Annotated in this window: 23 protein-coding genes; 11 read left to right on the top strand and 12 right to left on the bottom strand. The window is 75.6% G+C overall.

Annotation, left to right across the window (positions count from 1 at the left end; genetic code table 11):
• Nucleotides 1-17: 17 nt before the first annotated feature.
• A complete protein-coding gene (locus ACFVN3_RS12990) occupies nucleotides 18-1,061 on the bottom strand; it encodes an iron-siderophore ABC transporter substrate-binding protein (RefSeq protein WP_378233270.1) in 1,044 nt (347 codons plus the stop codon).
• A 110-nt stretch (nucleotides 1,062-1,171) separates the two neighbouring features.
• On the opposite strand from ACFVN3_RS12990, the gene ACFVN3_RS12985 reads away from it, so the two are divergent.
• A complete protein-coding gene (locus tag ACFVN3_RS12985) occupies nucleotides 1,172-2,014 on the top strand; it encodes a helix-turn-helix domain-containing protein (protein WP_378233269.1) in 843 nt (280 codons plus the stop codon).
• Between the two features lie 25 nt (nucleotides 2,015-2,039).
• On the opposite strand, the gene ACFVN3_RS12980 is transcribed toward ACFVN3_RS12985, so the two are convergent.
• A complete protein-coding gene (locus ACFVN3_RS12980) occupies nucleotides 2,040-2,630 on the bottom strand; it encodes a TetR/AcrR family transcriptional regulator (protein WP_378233268.1) in 591 nt (196 codons plus the stop codon).
• A gap of 64 nt (nucleotides 2,631-2,694) precedes the next feature.
• Here ACFVN3_RS12980 and ACFVN3_RS12975 point away from each other — a divergent pair, with 64 nt between their 5' ends.
• The gene (locus ACFVN3_RS12975) at nucleotides 2,695-3,549 is read left to right on the top strand and encodes an SDR family oxidoreductase (RefSeq protein ID WP_378233267.1); all 855 of its coding nucleotides are present in this window, start codon (nucleotides 2,695-2,697) and stop codon (nucleotides 3,547-3,549) included.
• 98 nt (nucleotides 3,550-3,647) lie between these two features.
• Here ACFVN3_RS12975 and ACFVN3_RS12970 read toward each other — a convergent pair whose 3' ends face one another.
• Nucleotides 3,648-4,244 carry a GNAT family N-acetyltransferase gene (locus ACFVN3_RS12970; protein ID WP_378233266.1) on the bottom strand — a complete coding sequence of 199 codons (597 nt, stop codon included), beginning with the start codon at nucleotides 4,242-4,244 and terminating at the stop codon, nucleotides 3,648-3,650.
• A 145-nt stretch (nucleotides 4,245-4,389) separates the two neighbouring features.
• Here ACFVN3_RS12970 and ACFVN3_RS12965 point away from each other — a divergent pair, with 145 nt between their 5' ends.
• Nucleotides 4,390-5,148, top strand: a complete 759-nt coding sequence (locus ACFVN3_RS12965; protein ID WP_378233265.1) for an SDR family oxidoreductase — start codon at nucleotides 4,390-4,392, stop codon at nucleotides 5,146-5,148.
• Nucleotides 5,149-5,281: 133 nt separating this feature from the next.
• Nucleotides 5,282-7,597 (top strand): ATP-binding protein, encoded by a 2,316-nt coding sequence (locus ACFVN3_RS12960; RefSeq protein ID WP_378233264.1) that lies wholly within the window; start codon nucleotides 5,282-5,284, stop codon nucleotides 7,595-7,597.
• Here the strand turns inward: ACFVN3_RS12960 and ACFVN3_RS12955 are convergent.
• Nucleotides 7,569-8,288 (bottom strand): alpha/beta fold hydrolase, encoded by a 720-nt coding sequence (locus ACFVN3_RS12955; protein WP_378233263.1) that lies wholly within the window; start codon nucleotides 8,286-8,288, stop codon nucleotides 7,569-7,571. The genes ACFVN3_RS12960 and ACFVN3_RS12955 overlap by 29 nt on opposite strands.
• Before the next feature lie 21 nt (nucleotides 8,289-8,309).
• Nucleotides 8,310-9,260: an alpha/beta hydrolase gene (locus ACFVN3_RS12950; protein WP_378233262.1), complete on the bottom strand. Its 951-nt coding sequence runs from the start codon at nucleotides 9,258-9,260 to the stop codon at nucleotides 8,310-8,312.
• A 393-nt stretch (nucleotides 9,261-9,653) separates the two neighbouring features.
• On the opposite strand from ACFVN3_RS12950, the gene ACFVN3_RS12945 reads away from it, so the two are divergent.
• From ACFVN3_RS12945 to ACFVN3_RS12935, 3 genes are all read left to right on the top strand, one after another.
• Nucleotides 9,654-10,532, top strand: a complete 879-nt coding sequence (locus ACFVN3_RS12945; protein WP_378233261.1) for an RNA polymerase sigma-70 factor — start codon at nucleotides 9,654-9,656, stop codon at nucleotides 10,530-10,532.
• 7 nt (nucleotides 10,533-10,539) lie between these two features.
• Nucleotides 10,540-10,947, top strand: a complete 408-nt coding sequence (locus tag ACFVN3_RS12940; RefSeq protein ID WP_378233260.1) for a hypothetical protein — start codon at nucleotides 10,540-10,542, stop codon at nucleotides 10,945-10,947.
• A 95-nt stretch (nucleotides 10,948-11,042) separates the two neighbouring features.
• Entirely contained in the window at nucleotides 11,043-11,582 is a 540-nt protein-coding gene (locus ACFVN3_RS12935; protein WP_378233258.1) for a hypothetical protein, read from the top strand.
• Between the two features lie 7 nt (nucleotides 11,583-11,589).
• Here ACFVN3_RS12935 and ACFVN3_RS12930 read toward each other — a convergent pair whose 3' ends face one another.
• From ACFVN3_RS12930 to ACFVN3_RS12920, 3 genes are all read right to left on the bottom strand, one after another.
• Complete coding sequence (locus ACFVN3_RS12930) at nucleotides 11,590-12,375, bottom strand: hypothetical protein (RefSeq protein WP_378233256.1); 786 nt, start codon at nucleotides 12,373-12,375, stop codon at nucleotides 11,590-11,592.
• A gap of 128 nt (nucleotides 12,376-12,503) precedes the next feature.
• Nucleotides 12,504-14,117: an ABC-F family ATP-binding cassette domain-containing protein gene (locus tag ACFVN3_RS12925; protein ID WP_378233255.1), complete on the bottom strand. Its 1,614-nt coding sequence runs from the start codon at nucleotides 14,115-14,117 to the stop codon at nucleotides 12,504-12,506.
• 244 nt (nucleotides 14,118-14,361) lie between these two features.
• On the bottom strand, nucleotides 14,362-15,255 hold the full coding sequence (locus ACFVN3_RS12920; RefSeq protein WP_378233254.1) for a LysR family transcriptional regulator: 894 nt from the start codon (nucleotides 15,253-15,255) through the stop codon (nucleotides 14,362-14,364).
• A gap of 93 nt (nucleotides 15,256-15,348) precedes the next feature.
• Between ACFVN3_RS12920 and ACFVN3_RS12915 the strand changes: the two genes are divergently transcribed.
• From ACFVN3_RS12915 to ACFVN3_RS12900, 4 genes are all read left to right on the top strand, one after another.
• Nucleotides 15,349-16,608: an MFS transporter gene (locus tag ACFVN3_RS12915; RefSeq protein WP_378233253.1), complete on the top strand. Its 1,260-nt coding sequence runs from the start codon at nucleotides 15,349-15,351 to the stop codon at nucleotides 16,606-16,608.
• Between the two features lie 48 nt (nucleotides 16,609-16,656).
• Complete coding sequence (locus tag ACFVN3_RS12910) at nucleotides 16,657-17,250, top strand: hypothetical protein (RefSeq protein WP_378233252.1); 594 nt, start codon at nucleotides 16,657-16,659, stop codon at nucleotides 17,248-17,250.
• Nucleotides 17,251-17,343: 93 nt separating this feature from the next.
• Nucleotides 17,344-18,999: a carbohydrate-binding protein gene (locus ACFVN3_RS12905; protein ID WP_378233251.1), complete on the top strand. Its 1,656-nt coding sequence runs from the start codon at nucleotides 17,344-17,346 to the stop codon at nucleotides 18,997-18,999.
• Between the two features lie 185 nt (nucleotides 19,000-19,184).
• Entirely contained in the window at nucleotides 19,185-19,667 is a 483-nt protein-coding gene (locus ACFVN3_RS12900) for a hypothetical protein (RefSeq protein WP_378233250.1), read from the top strand.
• Nucleotides 19,668-19,680: 13 nt separating this feature from the next.
• On the opposite strand, the gene ACFVN3_RS12895 is transcribed toward ACFVN3_RS12900, so the two are convergent.
• The 4 genes from ACFVN3_RS12895 to ACFVN3_RS12880 all read right to left on the bottom strand — a co-directional run bounded on the left by ACFVN3_RS12895 (nucleotide 19,681) and on the right by ACFVN3_RS12880 (nucleotide 23,544).
• Nucleotides 19,681-20,046, bottom strand: a complete 366-nt coding sequence (locus ACFVN3_RS12895; protein WP_378233249.1) for a nuclear transport factor 2 family protein — start codon at nucleotides 20,044-20,046, stop codon at nucleotides 19,681-19,683.
• A gap of 127 nt (nucleotides 20,047-20,173) precedes the next feature.
• On the bottom strand, nucleotides 20,174-20,500 hold the full coding sequence (locus tag ACFVN3_RS12890) for a hypothetical protein (RefSeq protein WP_378233247.1): 327 nt from the start codon (nucleotides 20,498-20,500) through the stop codon (nucleotides 20,174-20,176).
• Nucleotides 20,501-20,707: 207 nt separating this feature from the next.
• Complete coding sequence (locus ACFVN3_RS12885) at nucleotides 20,708-22,501, bottom strand: siderophore-interacting protein (protein ID WP_378233245.1); 1,794 nt, start codon at nucleotides 22,499-22,501, stop codon at nucleotides 20,708-20,710.
• Nucleotides 22,501-23,544 (bottom strand): ABC transporter substrate-binding protein, encoded by a 1,044-nt coding sequence (locus ACFVN3_RS12880; protein WP_378233244.1) that lies wholly within the window; start codon nucleotides 23,542-23,544, stop codon nucleotides 22,501-22,503. Before ACFVN3_RS12880 ends, ACFVN3_RS12885 begins: the two co-directional genes overlap by 1 nt.
• Nucleotides 23,545-23,600 lie beyond the last annotated feature (56 nt).

Below are 23,600 nucleotides of genomic sequence, written 5' to 3'. Positions count from 1 at the left end.
GGTCGGGTGCGCCGCGCTCAGCCCACGACGTCCGCCACCTGGGGGAGGAGCTCGTCGAGGGCGAACTGCAGGCTCAGGACCGTGCCCCACGTGAAGGCGCCGGAGACCTCCGGGTCGTCGACCCACAGCACCCTGTCCTCGGTCACGACCGGGAGGGTCCCGAACAGGGCGAGGTCCTCGATCTCGGCGCGCCGCTCGGGAGCGTCGCCCACGTTCCACACGAGGAGGTCCTTCGACAGCTCGGCCATGCGCTCGTCCGAGACGGTGATCTCCCCGTACTCGTTCGCCGTCGCGCCCGCGATCTCGCTCGGTACCTCGAAGCCGAGCTGCTCGAAGAACCGCGCGCGCACGTCGTTGCCCGACCGGACGATCGACTGGCCGGGCTCGAACCGCTCGGCCACGACGACCTCCTGCCCGACGAACTCGGGGTGATCCGCCGCCGCGTCCTCGAACGCCTGCTCGAGCCCGGCGACGAGCCCGAGGGCCTCGTCCTCCCGGCCGAGCGCCTCGCCCGTCGCGCGCGTCGCCTCCTGCCACGTGATGGCGAAGTTCGCGTACTCCTCGTCGGGGACCACCGTGGGGGCGATCTTCGAGAGCTCGTCGTACTGCTCCTTCGTCGTCCCGTTGTAGAGCGACAGGATCAGGTCGGGCTCGAGCGCCGCGACCTCCTCGAGCGGCGGGTTCGACTCGTCGCGCTCGCCGCCGTTGAGCACGACCGGCTCCGCGCCGCCGAGCTCGTCCTGGGCCCACGGCCAGGTCGCGTGGTCGTACCCCCCGTACCACTCGCTCACGGCGACGGGCGCGACGCCGAGCGCGAGCAGCGGCTCCTGGTCGGAGAGGCCGAGCGTGACGATCCGCGTCGGCTCTGCCGGGATCTCGGTCGTGCCGTAGGCGTGGTCGATGACGACGGGGAAGGTGCCGGTGCCGCTCGCGGCGGGTGCCGACGCCGTCTCGGTGCTCGGGCCGGGGGCGCACGCGCCGAGGGTGAGCGTCGTGGCGAGGGCCGCCGCGAGGCTGGCGGCGGTACGGGGGGTGGTGCGGGTCCGGGCAGGCCGAGGCATGGCGGCTCTTTCGACGAGGAGGAGGGTGAGAGGTAAGGGGAGGCTACCCTTGCCGACGTGACTCTCCAATCCGTGCACAGCGCCACGACTACGGCCAGGGTGACGCGCTCGTGGCGGCCGTGACGGTCCAGGCCGCCGCGGTATCGCCGATCGTGACAGGCGACCCGCCGGAAGTGACGTCGTGGAACTTCGTGGGCACGCGCGCGTCGGACCCCTCCTACCCGGTCCACACCCACGAGAGCGACCAGCTCTGCTGGTACCCGGGCGGCGCGCTCGAGGTCGGTGCCGGCGGCGAGAGGTGGGTCGTGCCGAGCGACGGTGCGCTCTGGGTGCCTGCGGGCGTGCCGCACGAGGTGCGCCTGCTCGGTGCGGGCTACACCCTCAACCTCTACGCGCACCCGGGTCTGCGACCTGCCGGGGCACGGTGGCAGCGCGCACTGACCGTGCGGCTCGACCCCCTGGCGGGCGCGATCGTGCGGCACCTGTCCGCGGGAGACGTCACCCCCGCGCTCCGGAGGCACGCGCACGGCCTCCTGGTCGAGCTGCTCGCCGCGGCGCCCGAGCACCGGGCCACGGTGCCGGTCCCGCACGACGCGCGCGCCCGTGCGGTCGCCGAGCAGCTCCTGCGCGATCCTGCCGACCCCCGCGACGTGACCGGGTGGGCCGCGCACGCCGGGGTGAGCGCCCGCACCCTCATGCGGCTCTTCGCCTCGGAGACGGGCCGCACGTTCGGCGACTGGCGCACGAGGGTCCGCGTCCACGCGGCACAGGGCCTGCTGAGCGACGGCGAGCCCGTGCACGCGGTCGCGCCCGCGGTCGGCTACCGGACGGTCTCGGGCTTCATCGAGGCGTTCAAGGGGGTGGTGGGGACGACACCCGCCGCCTACCAGCGCAGCCGGCGACCGGCCGGGGAGGGCCGGGCGCACGGAGGCTTCGTGGGGTCCCCGGGCTGAGGGGCGCCTCCGGCACCTCGGGCGCTCAGCCCCGGAACCCGGCGAGGGCGGCCTCCAGCGCCGCGAGCATGCCCTCGCGCAGGGCGACAGGGTCGTCGGTCTCGCGCGCGAGGGCCAGCCCGGCGCCCTCGACCGCGCCGACCGCGGCGCCGACCATGGGGGCGACGTCGCGCAGCGGGCTCCGCGTCCCGTGGGCGACACGGTCGGCGAGCCCGGCGACGAGCGTCGCGAGCCGGACCGTGAGCGAGGCGGGCACGCGGCCGCTCCCGCCCAGGGCGGCGCGGGCCCGTGCCTGGGCGACGAGGGCGGCGTCCGAGGTGGCGGCCTCGACGAGGGCCCGTACCGCGGCGTCGACCCGGGTCGTGGCCGCGGGGGCGCGCGACCCCTCCGCGATGCGCCACGCGAGCACGGTGAACTCGTGCACGTGGTCGAAGAGGAGGTCCTCCTTGGTGGGGAAGTGCAGGTAGAACGTCCGCTCCGAGACGTCGGCCGCGCGGGCGACCTCGGCCACCGTCGTACCGGCGAACCCCTGCGTCTCGAAGAGGCGGGCCGCGGCCGCCAGGATCGCCTCGTGGGTGCGCCGCCGCCGCACGTCGTGGCCGTTCTCGCTCGTCACGCGACGAGCCTAACGGGACATCGAGACATTTATGCAGATCTGCAATTTATGGCAGGGTGGGTCCATGGATCCCACGCGCGCCGCCCGCCGGTACGTCGTCACGGGCGCGGACTCCGGCCTCGGGCACGAGGTCGCCCGGCTGCTCGCCCGCACGGGCGACGTCGTCACGTGCGGGGTGGGGTCCGGCGTCGACGTCCGCGCCGACCTCACCAGACCGGCGGGTCGTGCGGCGCTCGTCGAGCAGGTGCGGGACCTGACGGGGGACCGACTCGACGCCGTCGTCGCGGTCGCCGGGGCCGGGGCCCCGCGACCGGAGACCGTCGCCCTGAACTACTTCGGGACGGTCGAGGTCCTCGACGGGCTCCGGCCCGCGCTCGCGGCCGCTCGCGCACCGGCGGCCGTCGTCGTGACGTCCTCCTCGACGCTCCACCGCGGCAGCGGCGCGCTCGTCCGCGCCTGCGCGCGCGGCGACGACGGACGGGCGCTGGCGACCGCCCGGCGACTGACCCGGACCTGGCGCGGGAGCCAGCTCTACCGGTCGAGCAAGATCGCCCTGAACCACTGGGTCCGCACGGCCGCGCCGCGGGAGGAGTGGGCCGGGCAGGGCATCGTGCTGAACGCCGTCGCCCCGGGCATCGTCGCGACCGAGACGGTCACCCGGACGTGGGAGCGCGACCGGGCGCTCCTGGAGACGGCGCTCCCGCAGCCGCTCGGGGCGCCCGGACCCGTCGCGCCCGTCACGTACCTGCTCGCCCACCTGGCCTCCGCGGAGAACCGCTCGACCACCGGCCAGGTCGTGTACTGCGACGGCGGCACGGACGCGCTCGTGCGCGGCACCCGGCCGCAGCGGACCTACCTGCGCTACCCCGTCCGGGACGTCGTCGCGATGTGGCGCGCGGCACGGTCGAGCGTGGCGTAGCCCGCTTGGGGGAGCGCACCTGCCGGGTCGGGGGAGCGGTCGAGGACGGGGTCCGTGCCGGTCACGAGGGCCCCGTGGGCTCTGGGGTCGCGCGAGGGTCAAGCACCCTCGCGCCGCTCGTCGGCGAGCAGCGCGTACGTCACGCCGTCGACCCAGCCGAGGTCGCGGTGCAGCGAGTCGCGCACGCCCACGCCCTCGCGGCGCATGCCGACGCGCTCCATGAGCCGCCACGACGGCTCGTTGTCCGCGAACGCGTTCGCGACGACCCGTCGCAGGCCGAGGTCGTCGAAGCACACGTCGAGCAGGGCGCGGACGGCCTCGGTCGCGTACCCGCGCCCCTGGTGCGACGGCGAGAACGCCCAGCCGATCTCGGCCTCGTCCGGGCGGGGGCGGTCGACGACGTCGCGCTGGCCCCAGCCGTCGCGCACCGCCAGGTAGAGGTCTCCGACGACCTCGCCGTCGTGCTCGACGACGAGCGTCGTCGCGAGCCGGCCGGGATCGGCGTGGTGCTCGCGCCACTCCTCGGCGTCGGTGAACCGCTGCGTGAGCCAGCGGTCCACCGCGGGCAGGCTGCGGTAGGCGAAGAGGGCGTCGGCGTCCTCGGGCAGAGCGCGGCGCAGCGCGAGGCGCGGGGTCGCGACGGGCCAGGCGACGCGCTGGAGCGTGTCCGGACGGACGTCGGTGGTGTCGGCCATGGGCACCACCCTCGCACGCGTCCCGGACGGGGATCGAGCAGATTGCCAACGGGCACGGTCCGGGACGTGTCACACGCGGGGCCGGCGTCCGGTCGACAGGGGTGACAGGGCGGCACCGCGCCGCACGCAGCGACAGGAGGACACCATGAAGATCGTCGTGATCGGCGGCACGGGGCTCATCGGCTCGAAGCTCGTCACCGTGCTGCGGGACCGCGGCCACGAGGCCGTCCCCGCCTCGCCCAACTCGGGCGTCAACACCCTCACCGGGGAGGGCGTCGCGGAGGTGCTGGCGGGCGCGGACGTCGTCGTGGACGTCTCGAACTCGCCCTCGTTCGAGGACCAGGCGGTCCTCGACTTCTTCCGCACCTCGACGGGCAACCTCCTGGCGGCCGAGGAGATGGCCGGCGTCCGCCACCACGTGGCGCTGTCCGTCGTGGGCACGCAGGGCCTGACCGAGAGCGGGTACTTCCGCGCGAAGATCGCGCAGGAGGAGCTCATCACGGGCTCTGCGGTGCCGTACTCGATCGTCCACGCGACGCAGTTCTTCGAGTTCCTGAAGTCGATCACGGACGGCGCCACGCAGGACGGCGTCGTGCACCTCGCGCCCGTCCTGTTCCAGCCGATCGCCGCCTCCGACGTGGCCGTCGCCGTCGCGGACGTCGCCACGGGCGTGCCGGTGCGCGGCGTCGTCGAGGTCGCGGGACCCGAGGTCTACCGGCTCGACGAGCTCGTCCGGACCACGCTCGCGTCGCTCGAGGACCCGCGCGAGGTCGTCGCCGACCCGGAGGCACGGTACTTCGGCGCACCGCTGTCCGAGGGCTCGCTCGTCCCGGGCGACGGCGCGGTGCTCGGCGGGACCCGGCTCGTGGACTGGCGCCAGCAGCAGTCCGTGGCGACGCGCTGACGGACGGACCGGCCGAGGGAGCTCGGCCCTCCTCGCCGGGCGGGCGTTCCGACCCGCGTCCTCGCACGAGGACGCGCGGGACGCCCGCCCGGCGCGACGACGGGACACCCTGCGGAACGACGGCGAGGCACGCATGGACACGGAAGCGCTCGGCCCGACGGTGCGCCGGCTGCGGCTCGCCGCCGACCTGACGCTGGAGCGGCTCTCCGAGCTCTCGGGCGTCAGCGACCGGGCCCTCAGCGACATCGAGCGGGGCGCGGCCCGGGGACCTCAGCACCGGACGATGCTGGCCGTCGTCGACGCGCTCGGTCTCGACGAGCAGGACCGGGCGGCCGTCCTGCGCGCCGCGCGCGAGGGGCGTCGCCGGGCGCGACCGGAGCCCGGGTGGCGGCTGCCGCTGCCGCGGGGTGCGGCCGACTTCACCGGCCGCGCCGCGGAGCTCGACCGCGTGACGCGCGCGCTGCGCGCCGCTCCGGGCGCGCCGCCGCCCGTCGTGGTCGTCACCGGACCGCCGGGGTACGGCAAGACGAGCCTCGCCGTGCGCGCCGCGCAGCGGCTGCAGGCCGAGTTCGACGACCAGCTCTTCCTCGAGCTCGCGGGGACCGCGCCCGATGCCGTGCGCCCGGGCGCCGTGGTCTCCCGGCTCGTCCAGGCGCTCGTCGGGACGGGCACCCGGGGCAGCGACGACCCGGCCCGGCTGCGGGCCCTTCTCGCGGGCCGGCGCGTCCTCGTGGTGCTCGACGACGTGCACGACGAGGCGCAGGTGCGCGCCGTGCTCCCGTCGACGGGCCCCGCCGCGGTGCTCGTGACGAGCCGACGACGCCTCGAGGGCCTGGAGGACGTCGTGCGCGTCGACCTCGAGCGGCTGACCTCCGGCGACTCGCGCGCCCTGCTCGCGCGGATCGTCCCCGAGCAGCAGGCGTCCGCGACCGACCTCGCGCGCCTCGCGGAGCTCTGCGACGACGTCCCGCTCGCGCTGCGCATCGCCGCCAACCGGCTCGCGAGCCGGGCGACCTGGACCGTGGACGCCCTGGCCTCCCGCCTCGCGGTCGCGGACCGTCGCCTCGACGCCCTGGCCGCCGGCGACCTCTCGGTGCGCGCGGCGATCGACCTCTCGTTCGACCAGCTCGGGCCGGCCGCGCAGCGGCTGTTCCGTCGCCTCGCGCTCGCCGACGGGCGCGACGTCGGCGCCGGGCTGGCCGCGACCCTCGCGCAGGAGACCGTCTGGACGACCGAGGAGCTGCTCGACGGGCTCGTGTCGCTCAGCCTCGTCCGCCCGGCCGAGCACGACCGGTACGCGCTGCACGACCTGCTGCGCCTCTACGCCCAGCGCACGCTCGCAGACGCCGAGCCCGCCGAGGCCCGCGTCGCCCTGCGCGACGCCGCGGACGCGTGGCTCCTGCGCACCGCCGTCCGGGCGGGCCGGTGGTTCGAGCCCGACGTCCTGGGCGACGGGTCCGCGGACGCGGAGGACGTCGTCGGGCTGGCGACGGGCGAGGAGGCCCGCGCGTGGCTCACCGACGAGTCGACGGCCTGGTTCGCCGCCCTGGGGCGCGCGGGCCGGGGCGGCGACCACGAGACCGTGGTCGAGGTCGCCGAGGCCCTGCACTGGTTCTCGGACCTGTGGCCCTACTGGGGGCACTGGCACGAGGTCTACGCGGCGTCGGCCGAGGCGGCCGAGGCGCTCGGGGACGACGCGCTCCTCGCGACCCACCTCGGCTACCTCGCGTGGGCGCAGGTCCACTGCCGGGGCGACGTCGCCGCGGGCACGGCCGCGGCCGAGCGTGGGCGCGAGGTCGCCGAGCGGGTCGGCGACCCGGGGCTGCGCGCCTGGGCCGCCTACTACGTCGGCTGGTGCGCGAGCTCGGCCGGCGACCACGCGCGGAGCGTCGAGGCGTCCGAGCAGGCGATCGTGCTCTTCCGCCGGGCCGACGAGCGCGAGGGACTTCCGCAGGCGCTGTTCCAGCGCTCCCAGGGCCTGGCCGCGCTGGGACGCGGCGAGGAGGCGATCGCGCACCTGCGGGACGTCGTCGCGCTCGTGCGCGACCCCCGTACGGCGCCGCGCGGTCAGGTCGCCGAGTTCACCGCGCTGCACGCGCTCGGCTCGATCGCGCGCATCAGCCTGGACCGGCAGGACTGGGCGACCACGCGGAGCGTCGCGGACGAGGCGATCTCCGGGTTCCTCGCGCAGGGAGCCCGCCCCTCGGCGGCGCACATGCACGTGTTCCGCGCGCACGCCCGCCGGGCCGAGGACGACCACGCGGGCGCGCGCGCCGACCTGGCGCGCGCCGTCGAGCTCTTCGAGGGGTCGGGGGACGCCGAGGGTCTCGCCGCCGCGCGGGCCGCGGGCGCCCTGGTGACCGTCGGGGACGACGCCGGCCCCCGTCGCCGGGACGACGGGGGCCGGACGGGTCGGACTGTCAGGAGACGGCGGCGACCGCGTCGATGATCGTCGCCGCGACCTCCGCGGGGCGCGAGACCGACAGCGCGTGGGACGCCCCCGCGACGGGGGTGCTGGCGCGCGCCCCCGCCCGCTCGGCCATGAAGCGCTGGAGCTCGGCGGGGATGTTCTTGTCCTCCTCGCCGTAGACGAACCACGACGGGACCTGTCGCCAGGCCGCCTCGGTGCCGGGCAGGCCCTCGCTCAGCGCGAGCTCGGTGACGGGTCGCTGCTCGGCCGCCATGACGACGGCGCGCTCGACCGGGACGTCGTGCGCGAACTGCGACGGGAACGCGTCGCCGCGGATCCGCAGCTCGTTCCCGCCGCTCGTCAGCGGGTAGCCGATCAGGGTCTCGCCGAGCGTGCTGCCGGGGAACTTGCCCGACAGCTGCAGCGCGGACTCGCCGGCGTCGGGCGCGAACGCCCCGACGTAGACGAGGGCCTTGACGGCGTCGTTGTCTGCGGCGGCACCGGTGACGACGATGCCGCCGTACGAGTGCCCGACGAGGACGACGGGTCGGCCGATCGCCGCGATCACGTCGCGGACGTACTCGGCGTCGCCCGTGACGGAGCGCAGCGGGTTGGCGAGGGCGACGACGTCGACCGACTGCGCGAGGAGGCGCTCGACGACGCCGTCCCAGCTGTCGGAGCCGGCGAACGCGCCGTGGACCAGGAGGACGATGGGCTTCGTGCTGGACATGGTTCTTCCTTCTCTCGGTGATCAGAGGGTGCCGAGCGCGGTGCGCAGCACGTGGACCGCCTGCTCGACGGCGGCCGTGGCGGCGCGCGTCGGTCGCAGCGGGTTGAGCATCATGAAGTCGTGGATCGTGCCGTTGTAGCGCAGGCTCGTCGTGGGCACGCCGGCCTGGACCAGCCGCCGCGCGTACGCCTCGCCCTCGTCGCGCAGGACGTCGTTCTCGTCGACGACCACGAACGCGGGCGGGAGCCCGGCGAGGTCGTCGAGCGAGGCGCGCAGCGGCGACGCGGTGATCTCGGACCGGCGGTCGACGTCGGGCAGGTAGCTGTCCCAGAACCACGCCATGGCCCGCGCCGTGAGGTGCGGGCCGTCCTTGAACTCGCGGTAGCTCGCCGTGTCCTGCGCGGCGTCCGTCACGGGGTAGTACAGCGACTGGTGGACGAACGTCACGTCGCCCCGCTGCTTGGCGAGCAGCGTGAGCGCGGCCGTGAGGTTGCCGCCCACCGAGTCGCCCGCGACGGCGAGGCGGGACGCGTCGAGCCCGAGCGTGGCGCCGTCGGTCGTGATCCAGCGCGCCGCCGCGTACCCCTGCTCGAGCGCGACCGGGTAGCGCGCCTCGGGGGAGCGGTCGTACTCGACGAACGCGACCGCCGCGCGGGCGCCGACCGCGAGCTCGCGCACGAGGCGGTCGTGCGTGCCGGCGTCGCCGAGCACCCAGCCGCCGCCGTGCAGGTAGAGCACGACGGGCAGCGTCCCGGTCGTGCCGCGAGGCGTGACCACGCGGACGCGGACCGAGCCGTCGCCCGCGGGGACGGTCACCCAGGTCTCCTCGACCTGGGCCATCTCGATGAGCTGCGCCTGCAGGTCGTCGAGGACCTTGCGGGCACGTTCCGGGCCGAGCTCGTCGACGAACGGCGGTGCCGCGACGGCGTCGGCGAACGCCTGCGCCTCCGGTTCCAGGACGGGTTCGCTCATGGTCTTCTCTCCTTCGGTGCGATGGATCCCCTGCCCCTCCAGCCTGCGAACCCGCAGACCCGGGCACCACGAAGAACGCACGCAGGACTCGCGTTCCGCGCACGTGTGTCACAGGTCGGGCGCGCGCCCGGTCGGACGGGTGCAGCAGGACGACGCGCGTCGGAGGGGTCCGGTCGAGTCGTGAGGTAAGAGCGGGAGCACCGGGTTTCAGGCGGCCCTTCGTGGGTACGCGCCAAGCAGATCGCGGCTGGTCCCACCCGCCGCCGGACCCGTGCGCGACGGCGCGCCCTGCCCTGTCACAGATCACGGCCCTGTCCGGTCGGCTGGGGGAAGGGCGTCCGGCCGAGCGGCCGGGGGTGACGGCGACACGAGGGTGGGGCGAGGATGGCGGACGTGGACGGGCGAGCGGCGGACCTGACGGTGGCGGAGCAGCAGTTCAGCGCGGCGCGGCGCAGGCTGTTCGGGATTGCGTACCGGATCCTCGGCAGCGCGGCCGAGGCCGACGACGTGCTCCAGGACGCGTGGGTGCGCTGGCAGACGTACGACCGCTCGACCGTGCGCAACCCGGACGCGTTCCTCACGACGACGGTGACGCGGCTCGCGATCAACGTCGCCCAGTCCGCGCGCGTGCGCCGCGAGACGTACATCGGCCCGTGGCTGCCCGAGCCCGTGGACACGAGCGCCGACCCGACGCTCGGGGCGGAGCGCGGGGAGGCGCTCGAGGTCGCGCTGCTCATGCTCCTGGAGAAGCTCACACCGACCGAGCGCGCGGCGTACGTGCTGCGCGAGGCGTTCGACTACCCGTACGAGCAGATCGCGGAGATCATCGGCCACTCGCAGGCCAGCGTGCGCCAGCTCGTGAGTCGGGCGCGCCGTCACCTCGGCGAGGAGCGCCGCGCGCCGGTCGCCCCGGAGGCCCAGCGCCGCCTGCTCACCGCGTTCGTGGCCGCCGCGAAGGCGGGCGACGTCGCGCTCCTGGAACAGCTCTTCGCCGAGGACGTGATCTCCTACTCCGACGGCGGCGGAGCGGTCCGCGCGTCGAAGTTCCCGGTCGTCGGGCGCCCGCGCGTCGCGAAGTACCACCACGCGTTCGCGGCGCGCTTCTGGGTGGGTGTCGACGTGGAGCCCGCCGACATCAACGGCCACCCGGCCGTGCGGCTCTCGCACGACGGGCAGCTCTTCGCCGTGCTCACGGTCCGGGCCACGGCCGACGGCATCGACCGCGTGCTGTGGATGATGAATCCGCAGAAGCTCGCGGCGCTCCCCGCGTAGGCGCGGCATGCGTCAGCGGGACGGCCGGGCACGGGCCCGGCGCGACCAGGACCGGGCGGCGCACGCGCGCGTGGTCGCGGCGCTCCGCCGCGCGGCGGGAGCGGGCGACCGGGACGCCGTGCGCGCCCTGGTCGAGCCTGCCGCGACCCTGTGGGTCGACGCCGCCGGGAGCAGCGCCGCGACCCCCGGCGTCGTCGAGGGGGGCGACGAGACGGCACGGGCGCTGAGCCGGGTCCTGCGCCCCGGTCCGGGGGTCGAGGTCGCGGTGTGCTCGGTGAACGGCGTGGACGGCCTCGTGGTACGCCGCGACGGCGTCGTGACGGGCGTCGTGAGCGTGGCGGTGCGGTCGGACCGGGTCGCCGAGGCGTGGGTCGTGCTCAGCCCGCCCAAGCTCGAACGGTGGAACCGCGACTGACGCGCCCGGCTCGGTCGAGGAGACCGACGATCACCGTGCCCGGGACGGGCCGACCGGCGCGGCGACGGCATCACCCGGGGTCTAGTCTCGCCCTCATGACGCTGTACCTCGACGACCGCGACGAGGGCCTGTCCCCGACGACGAGCCACCCCGCGTTCGTGTCCCTCGCCCCCGAGCCGTTCTACGACGAGGGCGAGCACTTCTCGCCGTTCGGCAACGACTCGGGGCACGACGCGCTGCGGGACCTCGAGGAGTGGTACGCGGCCGACGGCCGTGACGACGCGCTGCCCGCGTTCGTCGACGGGCTGCTCGCGGCCTGGGACCTCGGGGTGCCGGAGGACGTCTGGGCGGCCGGGCGCGCGGCCGCGGTGGCCGGGCTCCGGTCCGGCGAGCTCGACGAGGCGGCGCTCGGGGCGGAGGCGCGGGCGCAGGTCGCGATCGTGCTCGGCCAGCTGAAGATCCGGGGTGGTCTCACGCCGCAGGCCCGTGCGGTGGGCGCCCGGGCGCTCGCCGTGCTGGGCGCGCTCCACGACCACGCGTGCGCCGCGAGCCCGGGCTGGCCGCACGCCGACGCCGACGCGGCCGCCACGGCCGCGATGACCGTGGTCGTGCGGGATGCGCCCGACCTGACCTGAGCCGGCGCTACCTCGGTGGCGCCGGGTCGTCGTCGGCCCGACCGCCCACCAAGGTCCGTACACGTTCCCACCGCGCCTGGTAGCGCGCCCCGAAGCGTGCCTGCGCGCGGGCCCGCCGGTGCGGCTGGCGCGCGTACCGGCGTCGGGCCCAGGGCGACGACGGCTTGGCGAGGCGCACCGCGCCCACGAACGCCACGACCGGGACGACGATCCCGACGAGGCCCGTCGCGAGCTTTCCCTTGAGCACGCAGACGAACGCCAGCGCGAGGTGGACGACGACCGTGACGGTGTACGCGAGCCAGCCGCCCTGCGAGCCGTCCGACGTGACCCCGATCGGCGACGCGGACAGGAGCAGCGCACCTCCGAGCGCTCCGCCGACGAGGATCGCGTCGATCGAGCGCTGCCCCTCCTCGGACCAGTAGACGTCGTCGACGTACAGCCACAGCGCGAACTCGTCGAGCGCGAGCGCGGCCCCGGCGCCGAACAGGAGCGCGAGCACCTCCGACCAGGGGTGCCCGGGGGAGTACCGGAACTCGAGCATGCCGGTGAGCAGCACGAGCAGGATGCCCCAGACCTGGTGGTGCACGTGGACGCCGCCGACGGAGACGTCGCCCAGGAGGGCTCGGCGCGGTGCCGCGCCCGGGCCGGGGGCGGGCGTCCGGTCGGCCTCGCCGCGCGCACGGATGCGGCGCGTGATCGACCGCACGACGACGAAGGTCACGACGAACCCCACGAGCGCGAACAGCGCCGGCGCGCGCCCGGTGTCGACGACGTGCGTGGTGTACCAGTCCACGGGTGCACCTCCGGCGTGTCAGGGCCACGGCGCGGTCCGTGCCCGTCCGGTGCGCGGGCACCACGCCCTCGACCCATCGTCGCCGGTCCGGGGGTGCCCCGGCGAGCGGGACGCCCCCGGACCGGGGGTCAGCGTCCGGGCAGGGCCACGCGGTGCAGGGCGCCGTCCCCGTCGAGCCGGAGCGCGACGTCGACCCCGAGCCGGGCGAGGAAGCCGTCGTCGTGGCTGACGACGAGCAGGGCGCCGGCGTACCCCGACAGGGCCTCCACGAGCCGGTCGACGCTGCGCACGTCGAGGTTGTTCGTCGGCTCGTCGAGCACGAGGAGCTGGGCGGGCGGCTCGGCGAGCAGGAGCCGCGCGAGCGAGACGCGGAACCGCTCGCCGCCCGACAGGGTGGCCACCGGGCGGTCCACGCTCGACCCGCGCAGCAGGAGGCGCGCGAGCTGGTTGCGGATCGTGCCCGGGGCGGCGTCCGGCGCCCCGTCGCGCACGTTCTCGAGCGCGCTCCGGGCGTCGTCGAGCCCGTCGAGGCGCTGGGGCAGGTACCCGACGCGGTCGGTGAGCAGCACGCCGCCAGCCCGCCCGGGCTCCGGAGCGCGTCCGGCGAGCACGTTCTCCAGGAGGGTCGTCTTGCCGGACCCGTTCGCGCCGACGAGCGCGACGCGCTCCGGTCCCTGCACGACGACGGTTCCGTTCGTCCCGTGCAGCTCGGCGAGGCGCCGGCCGCGCGGCACGTCCGGGTCGGGGAGCACGAGGTGCACGTGCTCGTCGTCCCGCACGCGGGCCGCCGCCGCGTCGAGCGCGTCCTGCGCGGCCTGGACCTTCGCGTCCAGGCCCTGGCGCATCGAGCCGGCGGACACCTGCGCGGCGGACGCGCGCAGTCCCATCGAGATGCGTGACCCGGTGCGGTTCGCCTGGGCGGTGCGCGCCGTCCGCTCGCGGCGCGCGAGCTTGGTCTCGGCCTCGACGCGCTGGCGCTTCTCGGCCCGGAGCGTCTGCTCGGCGGTCCGCGCGGCCTGCGCCGCGGCGGCCTGGTCCGCGTCGAGCCGGTCGCGCCACGCGCTGTACGGGCCGCCGAACGTCGTGAGGCGCCCGGCGTGCAGCTCCGCGGTCTCGTCCATGTGCTCGAGCAGGTCGAGGTCGTGGCTCACGACGACGAGCGTTCCCGGCCAGCCGTCGACGAGCGTCGCGAGGCGGGTGCGCGTGCCCCGGTCGAGGTTGTTGGTCGGCTCGTCGAGGAGGGTGATCGCGCTGCGCCGCACGCGCAGCCCGCTGATCGCGACGAGCATCGCCTCCCCGCCGGACAGCTCGCCCACGCGCCGGTCGAGGCCCACGCCCTCGAGCCCGATCTCGGCGAGCGCCTGCGCGGCGCGCGCCTCGACGTCCCAGTCGTCGCCGACGGCGTCGAAGTGGCGTTCGTCCACGTCGCCGGACTCGATGGCGCGCACCGCGGCCAGGATGCCGTCGATGCCGAGGAGGCGCGCGACGCTCGCGTCCCGGCCGAGGGTGAGGGTCTGGGGCAGGTAGGCGACGTCGCCGGTGGTCGTGACGCGGCCCGACGTCGGCGTGAGCAGGCCGGCGACGAGGCGCAGGAGGGTGGACTTGCCGGCGCCGTTGTCGCCGACGAGGCCCGTGCGGCCCGTGCCGAACGTTCCGGTGAGGTGCGAGAGCGCGACGGTGCCGTCGGGCCACTCGAACGTGAGGTCGGTCAAGGTCACCGCGGAGCGGTGCAGGGTGGACATGAGGTGCTCCTCGTGCCCGCGGTGGCGCGGGCAGGGTCGTGCCGGGAATGGACAGAGCGGCGCGAGAGCGGTGCGGCGGGCCCAGGCGCGACGAGTCCACGGCACGAGCCGGGAGGGGCCGCCCATCCGGGCTCCGTCACGGAGCGGGGGGCGGGAGGGTGCGCGGGGACGGGCCGCCGACGGCTCGGCGGCTAGAGTCTGTCGACCTCGATGAGCACGGTCCCGATGCTATCAGCGCCTCGCGTCAGCCCGGCGCGGGCGCACCTCCGAGCGCGTGCACGAGCCCGGCCACCAGGGCCGCCGCGGCGGCGCTCGGGTGCGGCCGGGTCACGAGCCCCAGGGACCACGTCTCCGGCGCGTCGAGCGGGACCGCGACCGCTCCGTCGGCGGGCTCGTACATGTCGGCCGGCACGACGGCGACCCCGAACCCTGCGGCCACGAACGCGGGCAGGTCCCCGACGTCCGCGACCTCCGTGTCGGCGCGCGGCGCGACGCCCGCGTGCGCGAACGCGCGCTCGGCGACCACGCGGTTGCCGAACCCGCGCGGCGTCGTCACGACGCGCTCGTCCGCCAGGTCGCCGGGCGCGACCGACGCCGCCCCCGCGAGCGCGTGCCCGGCGGGCAGGACCGCGACGAACGTCGCGGACGTGAGGCGCGTGTACCGCAGGCCCGGATGGTCCTGCGGGTCCAGCCCCGTGAAGGCGACGTCGACGACCCCCCGGCGCACGTCTTCCCCGAGACCGGTCGAGCCGGCAGGGCTGGGCGTCAGGCGCAGCTCGACGCCGGGGTGGCGCTCGCGGAACGCCGCGAGCACGCGTGGCAGGCCGAGGTAGCCGAGGTTGGTGAAGACCCCGAGGCGGACGGTGCCGCGCACGAGGTGCGGGCCGGGCGCGACGGCGGCGCGCGCCTCGTCGACGGCGTCGAGGACCGCGCGGGCCCGGGGGAGCAGCGCCTCGCCCTGCGAGGTGAGCGCGACGGCGCGCTTGGTGCGCTCGAACAGCCGGGCGCCCAGCTCGGTCTCGAGCGCCCGCACCCCCGCGGACACGCTCGACTGCACGGCGAACACGCGGGCCGCCGCGCGCGTGAAGCTCAGCTCCTCGGCCACGGCGACGAAGTACTCGAGCTGGCGCGTCTCCATGGGGCGAGACTATCCGGAAATCGGGGAAGGCGATCAGAGGTATCGAGACAAGTCGTTGGACACGATCAACCGACCGGGCGCACGGTGGTGCGCATGACCACCACCTCGACGCGCACCCCGGGCCTCGCCGGAACCGCCCCGCGGGCATCCCGACGGCGTCCGCTCGTCTCCCACGGCTCCGGGTTCCTCGTCGTGGCGCTCGCGTTCGCCACGGCGATGGCGTTCTCGACCGTCCCGACCCCGCTCTATCCCCTCTACCAGGTGCGCGACGGGCTCCCCACGGTCGCCGTGACCGTCGTCTTCGCCGCCTACGCGGTCGGCGTGGCGGCGAGCCTCTACCTCGTCGGCCACCTCAGCGACCGGTTCGGGCGCCGGCGCGTGCTGCTCCTCGGCCTCGCGGCCGAGCTCGTCGCGGCGGTCCTGTTCCTCGCGCTCGACGGGCTGGGCGGGCTCGTGGTCGCGCGGCTCGTCTCCGGAGCGGGGATCGGCGCCGTCACCGCGACGGCGACGGCGCACCTCGCGGAGCTGCGCGCGGTCGCGCGCCCGGACGGGCCGCGCGACGCGAGCGCGGTCGCCGGCCTGGCGAACATCGGCGGCCTCGCGCTCGGGCCGCTCGTCGGCGGCCTGCTGGCCCAGGCCGCGCCCGCCCCGCTCACGACGCCGTACGTCGCGTTCGCCGTCCTGCTCGCCGCCGCGGTGCTCGCCGCCGCGCTCGTGCCCGAGACGGTCGCGCCGGCGGCCGGCCCGTACGCGTACCGCCCGCAGCGCGTCGCGGTGCCGCGGTCGGGGCGCGGCACGTTCGTGGCGGCGGCGGCGGCGGCGGCCGCGTTCGCCGGCTTCGCCGTGTTCGGGCTCTTCACGTCGCTCACGCCGAGCGTGCTCGCGACGGTCATGCACGAGGACTCGCGACTCGTCGCGGGTCTCGTGTCCGCCGCGGTGTTCGCGTCCGCCGCCCTCGCCCAGCTCGCCTCCGGGCGGCTCGCCCCGGCACGGCAGGTGGCGCTCGCGGTCGGGCTCACCCTGACCGGGCTCGTCGTCCTCGCCGCGTCGGTCGGGTTCGCGTCGCTGCCTGGCTTCGTCGCCAGCGCGGTCGTCGCGGGGGCGGGCGTCGGCATCCTCTTCCGCGGCGCGCTCGCGACGGCGGGGTCGCTCGCCGAGCCGCACCGGCGCGGCGAGGTGCTGGCGGGGGTCTTCCTCGTCGCCTACGTCGGGCTCGCCGTCCCGGTGCTGCTCCTCGGACTCTCGCTGACCGTCGAGCCGCTGCGCCTCATGGTCGTGGTCTTCGCCGCCGCGACCGCCGTCCTCGTCGCCCTCGCCGCCCCGGGCCTGGCTCGCCGGTCCGCGCGCGGGTGACCTCCGCGCGTGCGACGTCACGGTGCTGGCGCACGGCACACTGTGCCCGTGGTGTCACGAGGACGACCCCGTCGGGGTGAGCGGCGCGCATCGGCGCGGGCGGCGCGCGTCGCGGCGGCGCTGTGGGCGGTCGCCCGGGCGCGGCGCATCGCGGTCGGCGCTGGGGTGGTGTGGCTGGTGAGCGTCGCGGCGGCCGTCCTGCTGGTGCTCGCCGCACCGTCGCGCGGCCTGGTCTGGTCGGTCCAGCCGCCCACCCGCTCGGGGAGCCCGCCGGTCGAGGTCGAGGTCGTCGGTGCGGGGGCCGTGCTCCTGGTGGCGGGGGTGTCGCTGGCGGCCGTCGGGCTCGCGAGCGTCGGGATCCTCGTCGCCCAGCGACGGGCCCGCGACCCCCTCGACCGCACGCTGCCGCTGCCGCTCTGGTCGATCGCGAGCGTCGCTGTCGCGGCCGCGGTGGCCCCGAACCTCCTCGGCACCCTGGCCCTGTCGACGCTCGGTGCGGGCGAGAGCATCGCGACGGTGGTGCTCGGCGTGTGGCCGTTCGTCGCCGGGCCGCTCACGGCGGCCTTCGTCGCCGAACGCGCCTGGAGCGGGGCCCGCGACGTCCGCTCGGCGGCCGCGCGCGGCGAGCGCTCGACGGGGTAGCGCTTTCCTTCCTCCGTGTGCCAGACTCGGCGACGCCGGTGGGAAACCGGTTTCTCGCACCGACGAAGGAGTTGGGTGATGGCAGGACGGTGGGTGAGAGTCCCGCTGGCCGCGGTGACCGCGGTCGTGATGGCGGTGACGGGGACCGCGCTGACGAGCAGCGCAGCGCCGAACGCCGCGGGAGGGGACGGCGCGGTCCCGGGCGGCCCCGGCGCGGCGGACCTCGGGCGGCAGGTGCTCGGCGCGAGCGACGGCTGGGGCGCCGCGAACGGCGGCACCACGGGCGGCAGCGCGGCGAGCGCCGAGCACGTGTACGTCGTCGACACCTGGGACGAGCTGCGTGCCGCGCTGGGCGGGGCCGGGGCGCGGACCGACACGACGCCGCGCATCGTGTACGTCGACGGACGCATCGACGCGTTCGCCGGGACGACCTGCGAGACCATCGCGGCGACCGTCCCGGTCGCGGGGAGCGACGACCCGTTCTCGATGGACGACTACGTCGCGGCCTACGACCCCGCGACGTACGGGTGGGTGGACCCGGCCGGTCCGCTCGAGGACGCGCGGGTGGCCGCCGCCGCGGAGCAGGCGACGCTCACGCTCCAGCACGTCGGGTCGAACGTGACGATCGTCGGCCTGGGCGCGGACGCGCAGCTCGTGGGCGCGAGCCTGCGGATCCGCGACGCGCGCAACGTCATCGTCCGCAACGTCACGTTCTCCGATGCGCGCGACTGCTTCCCCGCGTGGGACCCGGGCGACGGCGACGCCGGCAACTGGAACTCGGCGTACGACAACGTGTCGGTGTGGACCTCGGAGAACGTCTGGGTGGACCACAGCACGTTCGACGACGGCGAGCACCCGCCCTCGTCGCTCCCGACGGTGTTCGGCCGCCCGTACGAGATCCACGACGGTCTGCTCGACATCACGCACGGCTCGGACCACGTGACCGTCTCCTACAACCACTTCTCCGACCACGACAAGACGGCGATCCTCGGCTCCTCGGACAGCCGGACCCAGGACGCGGGCAAGCACAAGGTGACGTACCACCACAACCGGTGGACCGACGTCGGGCAGCGCGCCCCGCGCGTGCGCTTCGGCGACGTGCACGTCTACAACGAGCTCTACGAGCAGACGCGCGAGGGCATCTTCCAGTACTACTGGGGCGCCGGCGTCGACTCGAGCATCTACGCCGAGAACAACGCGTTCGAGCTCGCCCCGGGCGTCGACCCGGCGCGGGTCATCGGCCGGTACAAGGGCGAGCGGCTGTTCGAGACCGGCTCGATGGTGAACGGCGAGCCCGTCGACCTCCTCGCGGCCTACAACGCCTCGGTGGCGGAGGCCGACCGGCTCGCCGACGAGGCGCGCTGGACCCCGACCCGGCACGGGAGCATCGACCCGACGTGGGCCGTGCCCGCGATCGTGCGGTCGTCGGCGGGCGCGGGTCGTCTCGGCCCGGTCGACGCCCCGGCCTACGACCCGCACGCGACGTACGGCGCGGGCGACGTCGTCGTCCACGACGGCGCGGTGTTCCGCGCCCAGTGGTACGCGCGGGGAACGACCCCGGGCGCGGTGTGGGGACCGTGGGAGGAGCTCGCCACCGACGGGCGCGGTGTGCCGGTCTGGACCCCGACGCGCGTGTTCCGGGCGGGTGACGCGCTCGTGCACGACGGCGGGGTGTGGGTCGCGCAGTGGTGGTCGCGCGGGCAGGAGCCGGGCGCAGGGCCGTGGGGCCCGTTCCGCGCGGTCGACTGAGACGCGCGGTCGGGACGACGACGTCACGGGGATGACGAGGGGACCGGTCGGCACGGCGCTCTGGGGGCGCCGTGCCGGCCGGGTGCCGGGCGCGCTCGGCGTGTCTCTCGACGTCGCGGCGTGCTCGCGGCAGACTCTCGCCGTCAGTCGTCCCCCTCAGGAATCGACGTCGGGAGCGTGCGCAGGTGCGAGCGAAGCGGTGGGCAGTGGTGGCGACGGCGGTGCTGGGCGCCGTGGTCCTGGGCGGCTGCGACGGCGACGGTGACGTCGACGCCGCCCCGCAGGCCGCCCCGGCCGTCGCGGAGGCCGAGGACCCGGCGGGGGACGAGGCTACGGAGGACGCTGCCGCCTGCACCGCCTACGGCGACGTGCTGACCATCCTCGAGAACGCTGACCTCAGCCTGGCCGACGGCCGCATGGACGCGCAGGAGCACGACGGCTGGTACCGGTTGGCGACCCGCGTGCTCGATCGGCTGCCGTCCGACGGCGACAGCGCCGTGCAGACGGCGATCGGCGAGCTGCAAGAGGCCGCACCGGTCACCTCCGGGGCGTCGGCGGAGTCGACCGGTGTGCACTCCCCGGAGTGGGACGACGCCGAGGCCGACCTCGGCGACGCGTGCGACGACGTCGATGCACCGCTGACCATCACCATGTTCACCGGCGGATGACGTCAGACCTGGTTCAGGCAGGCGTCGTGGCGGGTGCGAGCGTCGCAGCCAGGACCCGCCACCCGTCGTCCGTCCGCACCCAGAGGCGCGTGTAGGTCAGTCGCGCGGAGACCGCGACGCCAGCCTGGATCGCCTCGACGGCCGCGACGAGCCGGGTCACCCCGCTCGCGGCGTCCTCCTGGACGTCCAGGGACTCCTCCTCCAGGCGGGTGATTTGCAGCTGGCCCGTGCGATGGCTCTCCAGGTCGTCCTCCTTGGAGAAGACGGACCCGTCCGGCCCGACGCCCACGCACCGGGGGTGCAGCAACGCGTCCAGCGCATCGACGTCACCGGCGCGCTGGGCGGCCTGGAGCGCGTGCTCAGCAGCGAGAAGACTCATCGCCCGAGTCTACGGACCGGGACCCGGCCAGGGCGGCTCGGGTGAGTGCTGCTCGTCGCGTGCCACAGGGACGGCGAGGCGAGGGCGTCCCTTGCTCCGGTGTCATCGACTCGGGAGTGTGCGGGAACTAGTGCTCGCCGTCGAAGCGCATCAACGGACGGCCGTCGTCAGACTCCCAGACATGACCGACCCATTGGATGTCGTGCGCATCGGTCCGGCGCCCGGTGACCAGGCGCGGCGCGACGTCCTCCCAGGCCGCACGTGCCGCATCGCCGATGGAGAACGTGAGGCCTTCGGGGTAGACGTCGGTGACCACGATGGCGCCGGCGGCGAGCAGGTCGGTCCCGATCCTTCGGGTGACGCGCCGCGGGGTGCGGCGATAGACGACGTCATCCGGCGCGCGCAAGGACCCGTCAGGGAGTTCTTCGGGCTCCACCGGCCACTGACTGTCCATGACGAGAGACTAGAGGCGGTACCAGGCCATGGCCCCGGTCAGGACGATCGCGCCGCGGTGGACCACGGCGTGCTCGGCAGAGCGGGCCGCGAGCTCACCACTGCTGGTGACGACCAGAGTCGCACGACCGCGTGGCGGCCTCTGTCGGCGACGGGCCAGGAGCCCTCGGCGACCCCCCTCGCGACTCGCATCGGCGCCGCTGCTGCGCTACCGACGAGATGCGCGTGAGGCGTGCACGGCCACGAGCTCGACCCGTTCGATACCCCAGCCGAGCGCCTCGTGCCGTCCGACGCGCCAGCCCGCGCGCTCCGCGAGCCGGGCGACGTCGTCGGGCGTGCGTGGCGCGGAACCGGTCGTCGCCAGCGCGAGCAGGGCGTGCTCGTGCGCGTGCGGGCTGAGCCCGTCGGGCGTGAAGTCCTCGACGAGGACCGCGTGCGGCGCGGAGGCGCGCATCGCGACGAGGAGGTCGACGACCTCGTCGTCGGTGCGGTGGCCGGTCCCGAGCGCGCACACGGCGACGTCGGCAGCGGGCCACGTCTCGGCCGCGGCGTGCGCTGAGCCGGTCCCGGCCTGCTCGCGCAGGACCCCGAGCGGGACCGCGTCCTCGACGAGCGTCGTCGCGCGTTCGCCCGGGACCTCGGCGAGCAGGTCCGCGACGACGAGCGCGCCGGGACCGCCGAGCGCGACGGACCGCGCGTCCGCCCAGACGGGCCACGTACCGAGGCCCGTGAGCACGTACGGGAGCACGTCGGCGCCCTCGACGACCTCGGCGGCGCGGTCGGCGTCGGCCTCGACCTCGGCGCGCAACGACCGGCCGAACGCGCGTGACCAGGCCGGTGCGCCGTCGCGCAGCGCGGGGGCGAGCGCGGCGAGCGCGAGGACGGCGTCCGCCTCGAGCCCTTCGTACTCCTCGCGCTCGTGCTCGTCGTCGAGGAGATCCTCGCCCGCGTCGGCCAGGACGACCTTGTCGCCGTCGAGCGTCACGACGCCCGCCGCCGCGAGCACGCCCACCAGGGCGCGCACCGCGCCCGGCGCGACACGCGTGACCTCGGCGAGGGTCGCGACGTCGCGCGGCCCCGCGCCGAGCTCGTCGAGCAGGCCGAGCTGCAGCGCGGCGCGGGTCGCGAACCAGGGCACGGGTGACGGGACCCCCGTGGGCTGCGGCTCCGCCTCGGCCGCGGACCCCTGGGCCGGTGCCGGGGCGGCCGCCAGCTCGGCGTGCCAGTAGCCCGTGACGTCGACGTGCGTGCGGGGCACGGCGCGCTCGCGCGTGAGGTACCGCCGCACCGGCAGGAGCGCACGGCTCTCGCTCGCCGCCCACGCGTAGACCTGGCCGGGCCACCACTCCAGGGCGCGCACGGCCTCGTCGAGCGCGGCGCGGTCGCCCTCCGGCGCGACGACCCACCGCACGGTGTCGCCCTCGCGCAGCGCGAGGTCCTGTCGGGCCGCCTCGGCACCGATCGTCACGACGACCTGCACGGGCACGTCGACCGGTCGCTCGTCGAGGAATCGCCCGATCGCGGGCAGCGCCGTCTCGTCGCCCGCGAGCAGGGCCCAGTCGACGTCCTCCGGCCAGACGGTCGAGGCCTTCGGGCCGACGAACCACAGCTCGTCGCCCGGGCGCGCGGACTGGGCCCACGCCGCGGCCGGGCCGTCGCCGTGCAGCACGAGGTCGAGGTCGAGCTCGCCCGTCGCCGCGTCCCAGCGGCGCGGCGTGTAGTCGCGACCCTGCCGGTTCGGCGCGGGCGGCCAGTCGATGCCGTGCGCGCGCTGCACGGGCAGCGCGGAGGCGACGTCGCCGTCGGACGCGAGCACGATCTTCACGTGGTCGTCGAACGACGGTGCGTCGAACGCGGGCATCGGCTGGCCGTCGCGCTCGAAGGCCCCGAGCTCGGGCCCGACGAGCGTCACCCGGCGCATGCGGGGCGTCACGTCGACGACGCGCGCGACCTCGACGCGCCGCAGCACCAGCGGGTGCGTGCGCAGGCGGTGCTGGGCCATCAGGAGAGCTGCTCCTCGACGACGTCCAGCAGGGCCATGGCCTCGTGGTAGTCCCCGCGGATCGTCCACGTGGGCAGCTCGTGCGCCGTCCCGGCCGCGAACGACGGCAGGCCCGCGTACACCGGGTCGGCGGCGAGGGCGTCGAAGTCGATCTCGGCGCCGTTGAACCCGATGACGAACACGTTCGGCGCGGTGACCACGGACGTCACCTGCTCTGCCGAGACCTCGAACATGTCGCCCCCGGGCGTGTACGGCTCGGCGCCGGTCTGCTCCTGGATGGGCTGGATCGCGAAGCCGAGCTCCGCGAACGTGTTCGGCAGCGCCTCGCCCTCGATGAGCGCGAACGTCTTGCCCTCCGACGTCAGCGCCAGGAAGGCCGTCTCGCCCTCGGGGACGGTGATCGCGTCGGCCACCTCGGCGACCCGGGCGTCGTACCCGGCGACGAGCTCGTCGTACGTCGCGGCGTCGTCGAACACGTCCTGCGCGAGGAACGCGAACTGCTCCTGCCACGTCGTGTACGTGCCGCTGACGAGCACGGTCGGGGCGATCTGGCTCAGGCCGTCGTAGACGTCGGTGGCCTGCTTGAGCGGGAAGCCCCAGCCGCCGCCCACGATGAGGTCGGGCTCGAGGGCGAGGATCGCCTCGAGGTTGTAGCCGTCGGCGCTCCACTCGATGAGCTCGGTGCCGTCGGCCTCGGCCTCCTCGGCCCAGAAGGTGGAGAACTTCGGGTCCGGGTCGTCGGTCACCTCGGGGACCGTGGCGAGCACCGGCACGTCGAGCGCGTAGAGGTACCCCGCGAGGGCGTGGTTGAGCACGACGACGCGCTGCGGGTCGGTCGGGACGGTGACGTCGCCCTGGTCGGTCGTCACGACCCGCTCGGTGGCGGTCTCGGAGGCGGTCGTGCCGGGCTCCGCGGACGGCTCGGCGCCCGCGTCGGACGGCGTCGTGTCGGCGGAGCAGCCCGCCAGCGCGAGCGTCGCGGCGGCGACGAGCGCGCTCAGCGCGGCGAGGGGACGGCGGGCGGGGCGACGTGACGACAGCATGGAACCTCACACTCGGCAGCAGGGACGCGGGGGCCGCACGGCGTACCGGGGCGCAC

The sequence above is a fragment of the Cellulosimicrobium sp. NPDC057862 genome (assembly GCF_042797035.1).
In the GTDB taxonomy this organism is placed as follows: Bacteria; Actinomycetota; Actinomycetes; order Actinomycetales; family Cellulomonadaceae; genus Cellulosimicrobium.
The sequence above is the reverse complement of the archived record's forward strand: the minus strand, read 5'-3'. Positions and strand labels throughout refer to the sequence as shown.

Bases quoted from the DNA above. Each gene is read 5' to 3' on its own strand.
- ACFVN3_RS12990 (WP_378233270.1), bottom strand. From the start codon at position 1,061: ATGCCTCGGCCTGCCCGGACCCGCACCACCCCCCGTACCGCCGCCAGC.
- ACFVN3_RS12975 (WP_378233267.1), top strand. From the start codon at position 2,695: ATGGATCCCACGCGCGCCGCCCGCCGGTACGTCGTCACGGGCGCGGAC.
- ACFVN3_RS12970 (WP_378233266.1), bottom strand. From the start codon at position 4,244: ATGGCCGACACCACCGACGTCCGTCCGGACACGCTCCAGCGCGTCGCC.
- ACFVN3_RS12965 (WP_378233265.1), top strand. From the start codon at position 4,390: ATGAAGATCGTCGTGATCGGCGGCACGGGGCTCATCGGCTCGAAGCTC.
- ACFVN3_RS12960 (WP_378233264.1), top strand. From the start codon at position 5,282: ATGGACACGGAAGCGCTCGGCCCGACGGTGCGCCGGCTGCGGCTCGCC.
- ACFVN3_RS12955 (WP_378233263.1), bottom strand. From the start codon at position 8,288: ATGTCCAGCACGAAGCCCATCGTCCTCCTGGTCCACGGCGCGTTCGCC.
- ACFVN3_RS12950 (WP_378233262.1), bottom strand. From the start codon at position 9,260: ATGAGCGAACCCGTCCTGGAACCGGAGGCGCAGGCGTTCGCCGACGCC.
- ACFVN3_RS12940 (WP_378233260.1), top strand. From the start codon at position 10,540: ATGCGTCAGCGGGACGGCCGGGCACGGGCCCGGCGCGACCAGGACCGG.
- ACFVN3_RS12935 (WP_378233258.1), top strand. From the start codon at position 11,043: ATGACGCTGTACCTCGACGACCGCGACGAGGGCCTGTCCCCGACGACG.
- ACFVN3_RS12925 (WP_378233255.1), bottom strand. From the start codon at position 14,117: ATGTCCACCCTGCACCGCTCCGCGGTGACCTTGACCGACCTCACGTTC.
- ACFVN3_RS12920 (WP_378233254.1), bottom strand. From the start codon at position 15,255: ATGGAGACGCGCCAGCTCGAGTACTTCGTCGCCGTGGCCGAGGAGCTG.
- ACFVN3_RS12915 (WP_378233253.1), top strand. From the start codon at position 15,349: ATGACCACCACCTCGACGCGCACCCCGGGCCTCGCCGGAACCGCCCCG.
- ACFVN3_RS12895 (WP_378233249.1), bottom strand. From the start codon at position 20,046: ATGAGTCTTCTCGCTGCTGAGCACGCGCTCCAGGCCGCCCAGCGCGCC.
- ACFVN3_RS12890 (WP_378233247.1), bottom strand. From the start codon at position 20,500: ATGGACAGTCAGTGGCCGGTGGAGCCCGAAGAACTCCCTGACGGGTCC.
- ACFVN3_RS12885 (WP_378233245.1), bottom strand. From the start codon at position 22,501: ATGGCCCAGCACCGCCTGCGCACGCACCCGCTGGTGCTGCGGCGCGTC.
- ACFVN3_RS12880 (WP_378233244.1), bottom strand. From the start codon at position 23,544: ATGCTGTCGTCACGTCGCCCCGCCCGCCGTCCCCTCGCCGCGCTGAGC.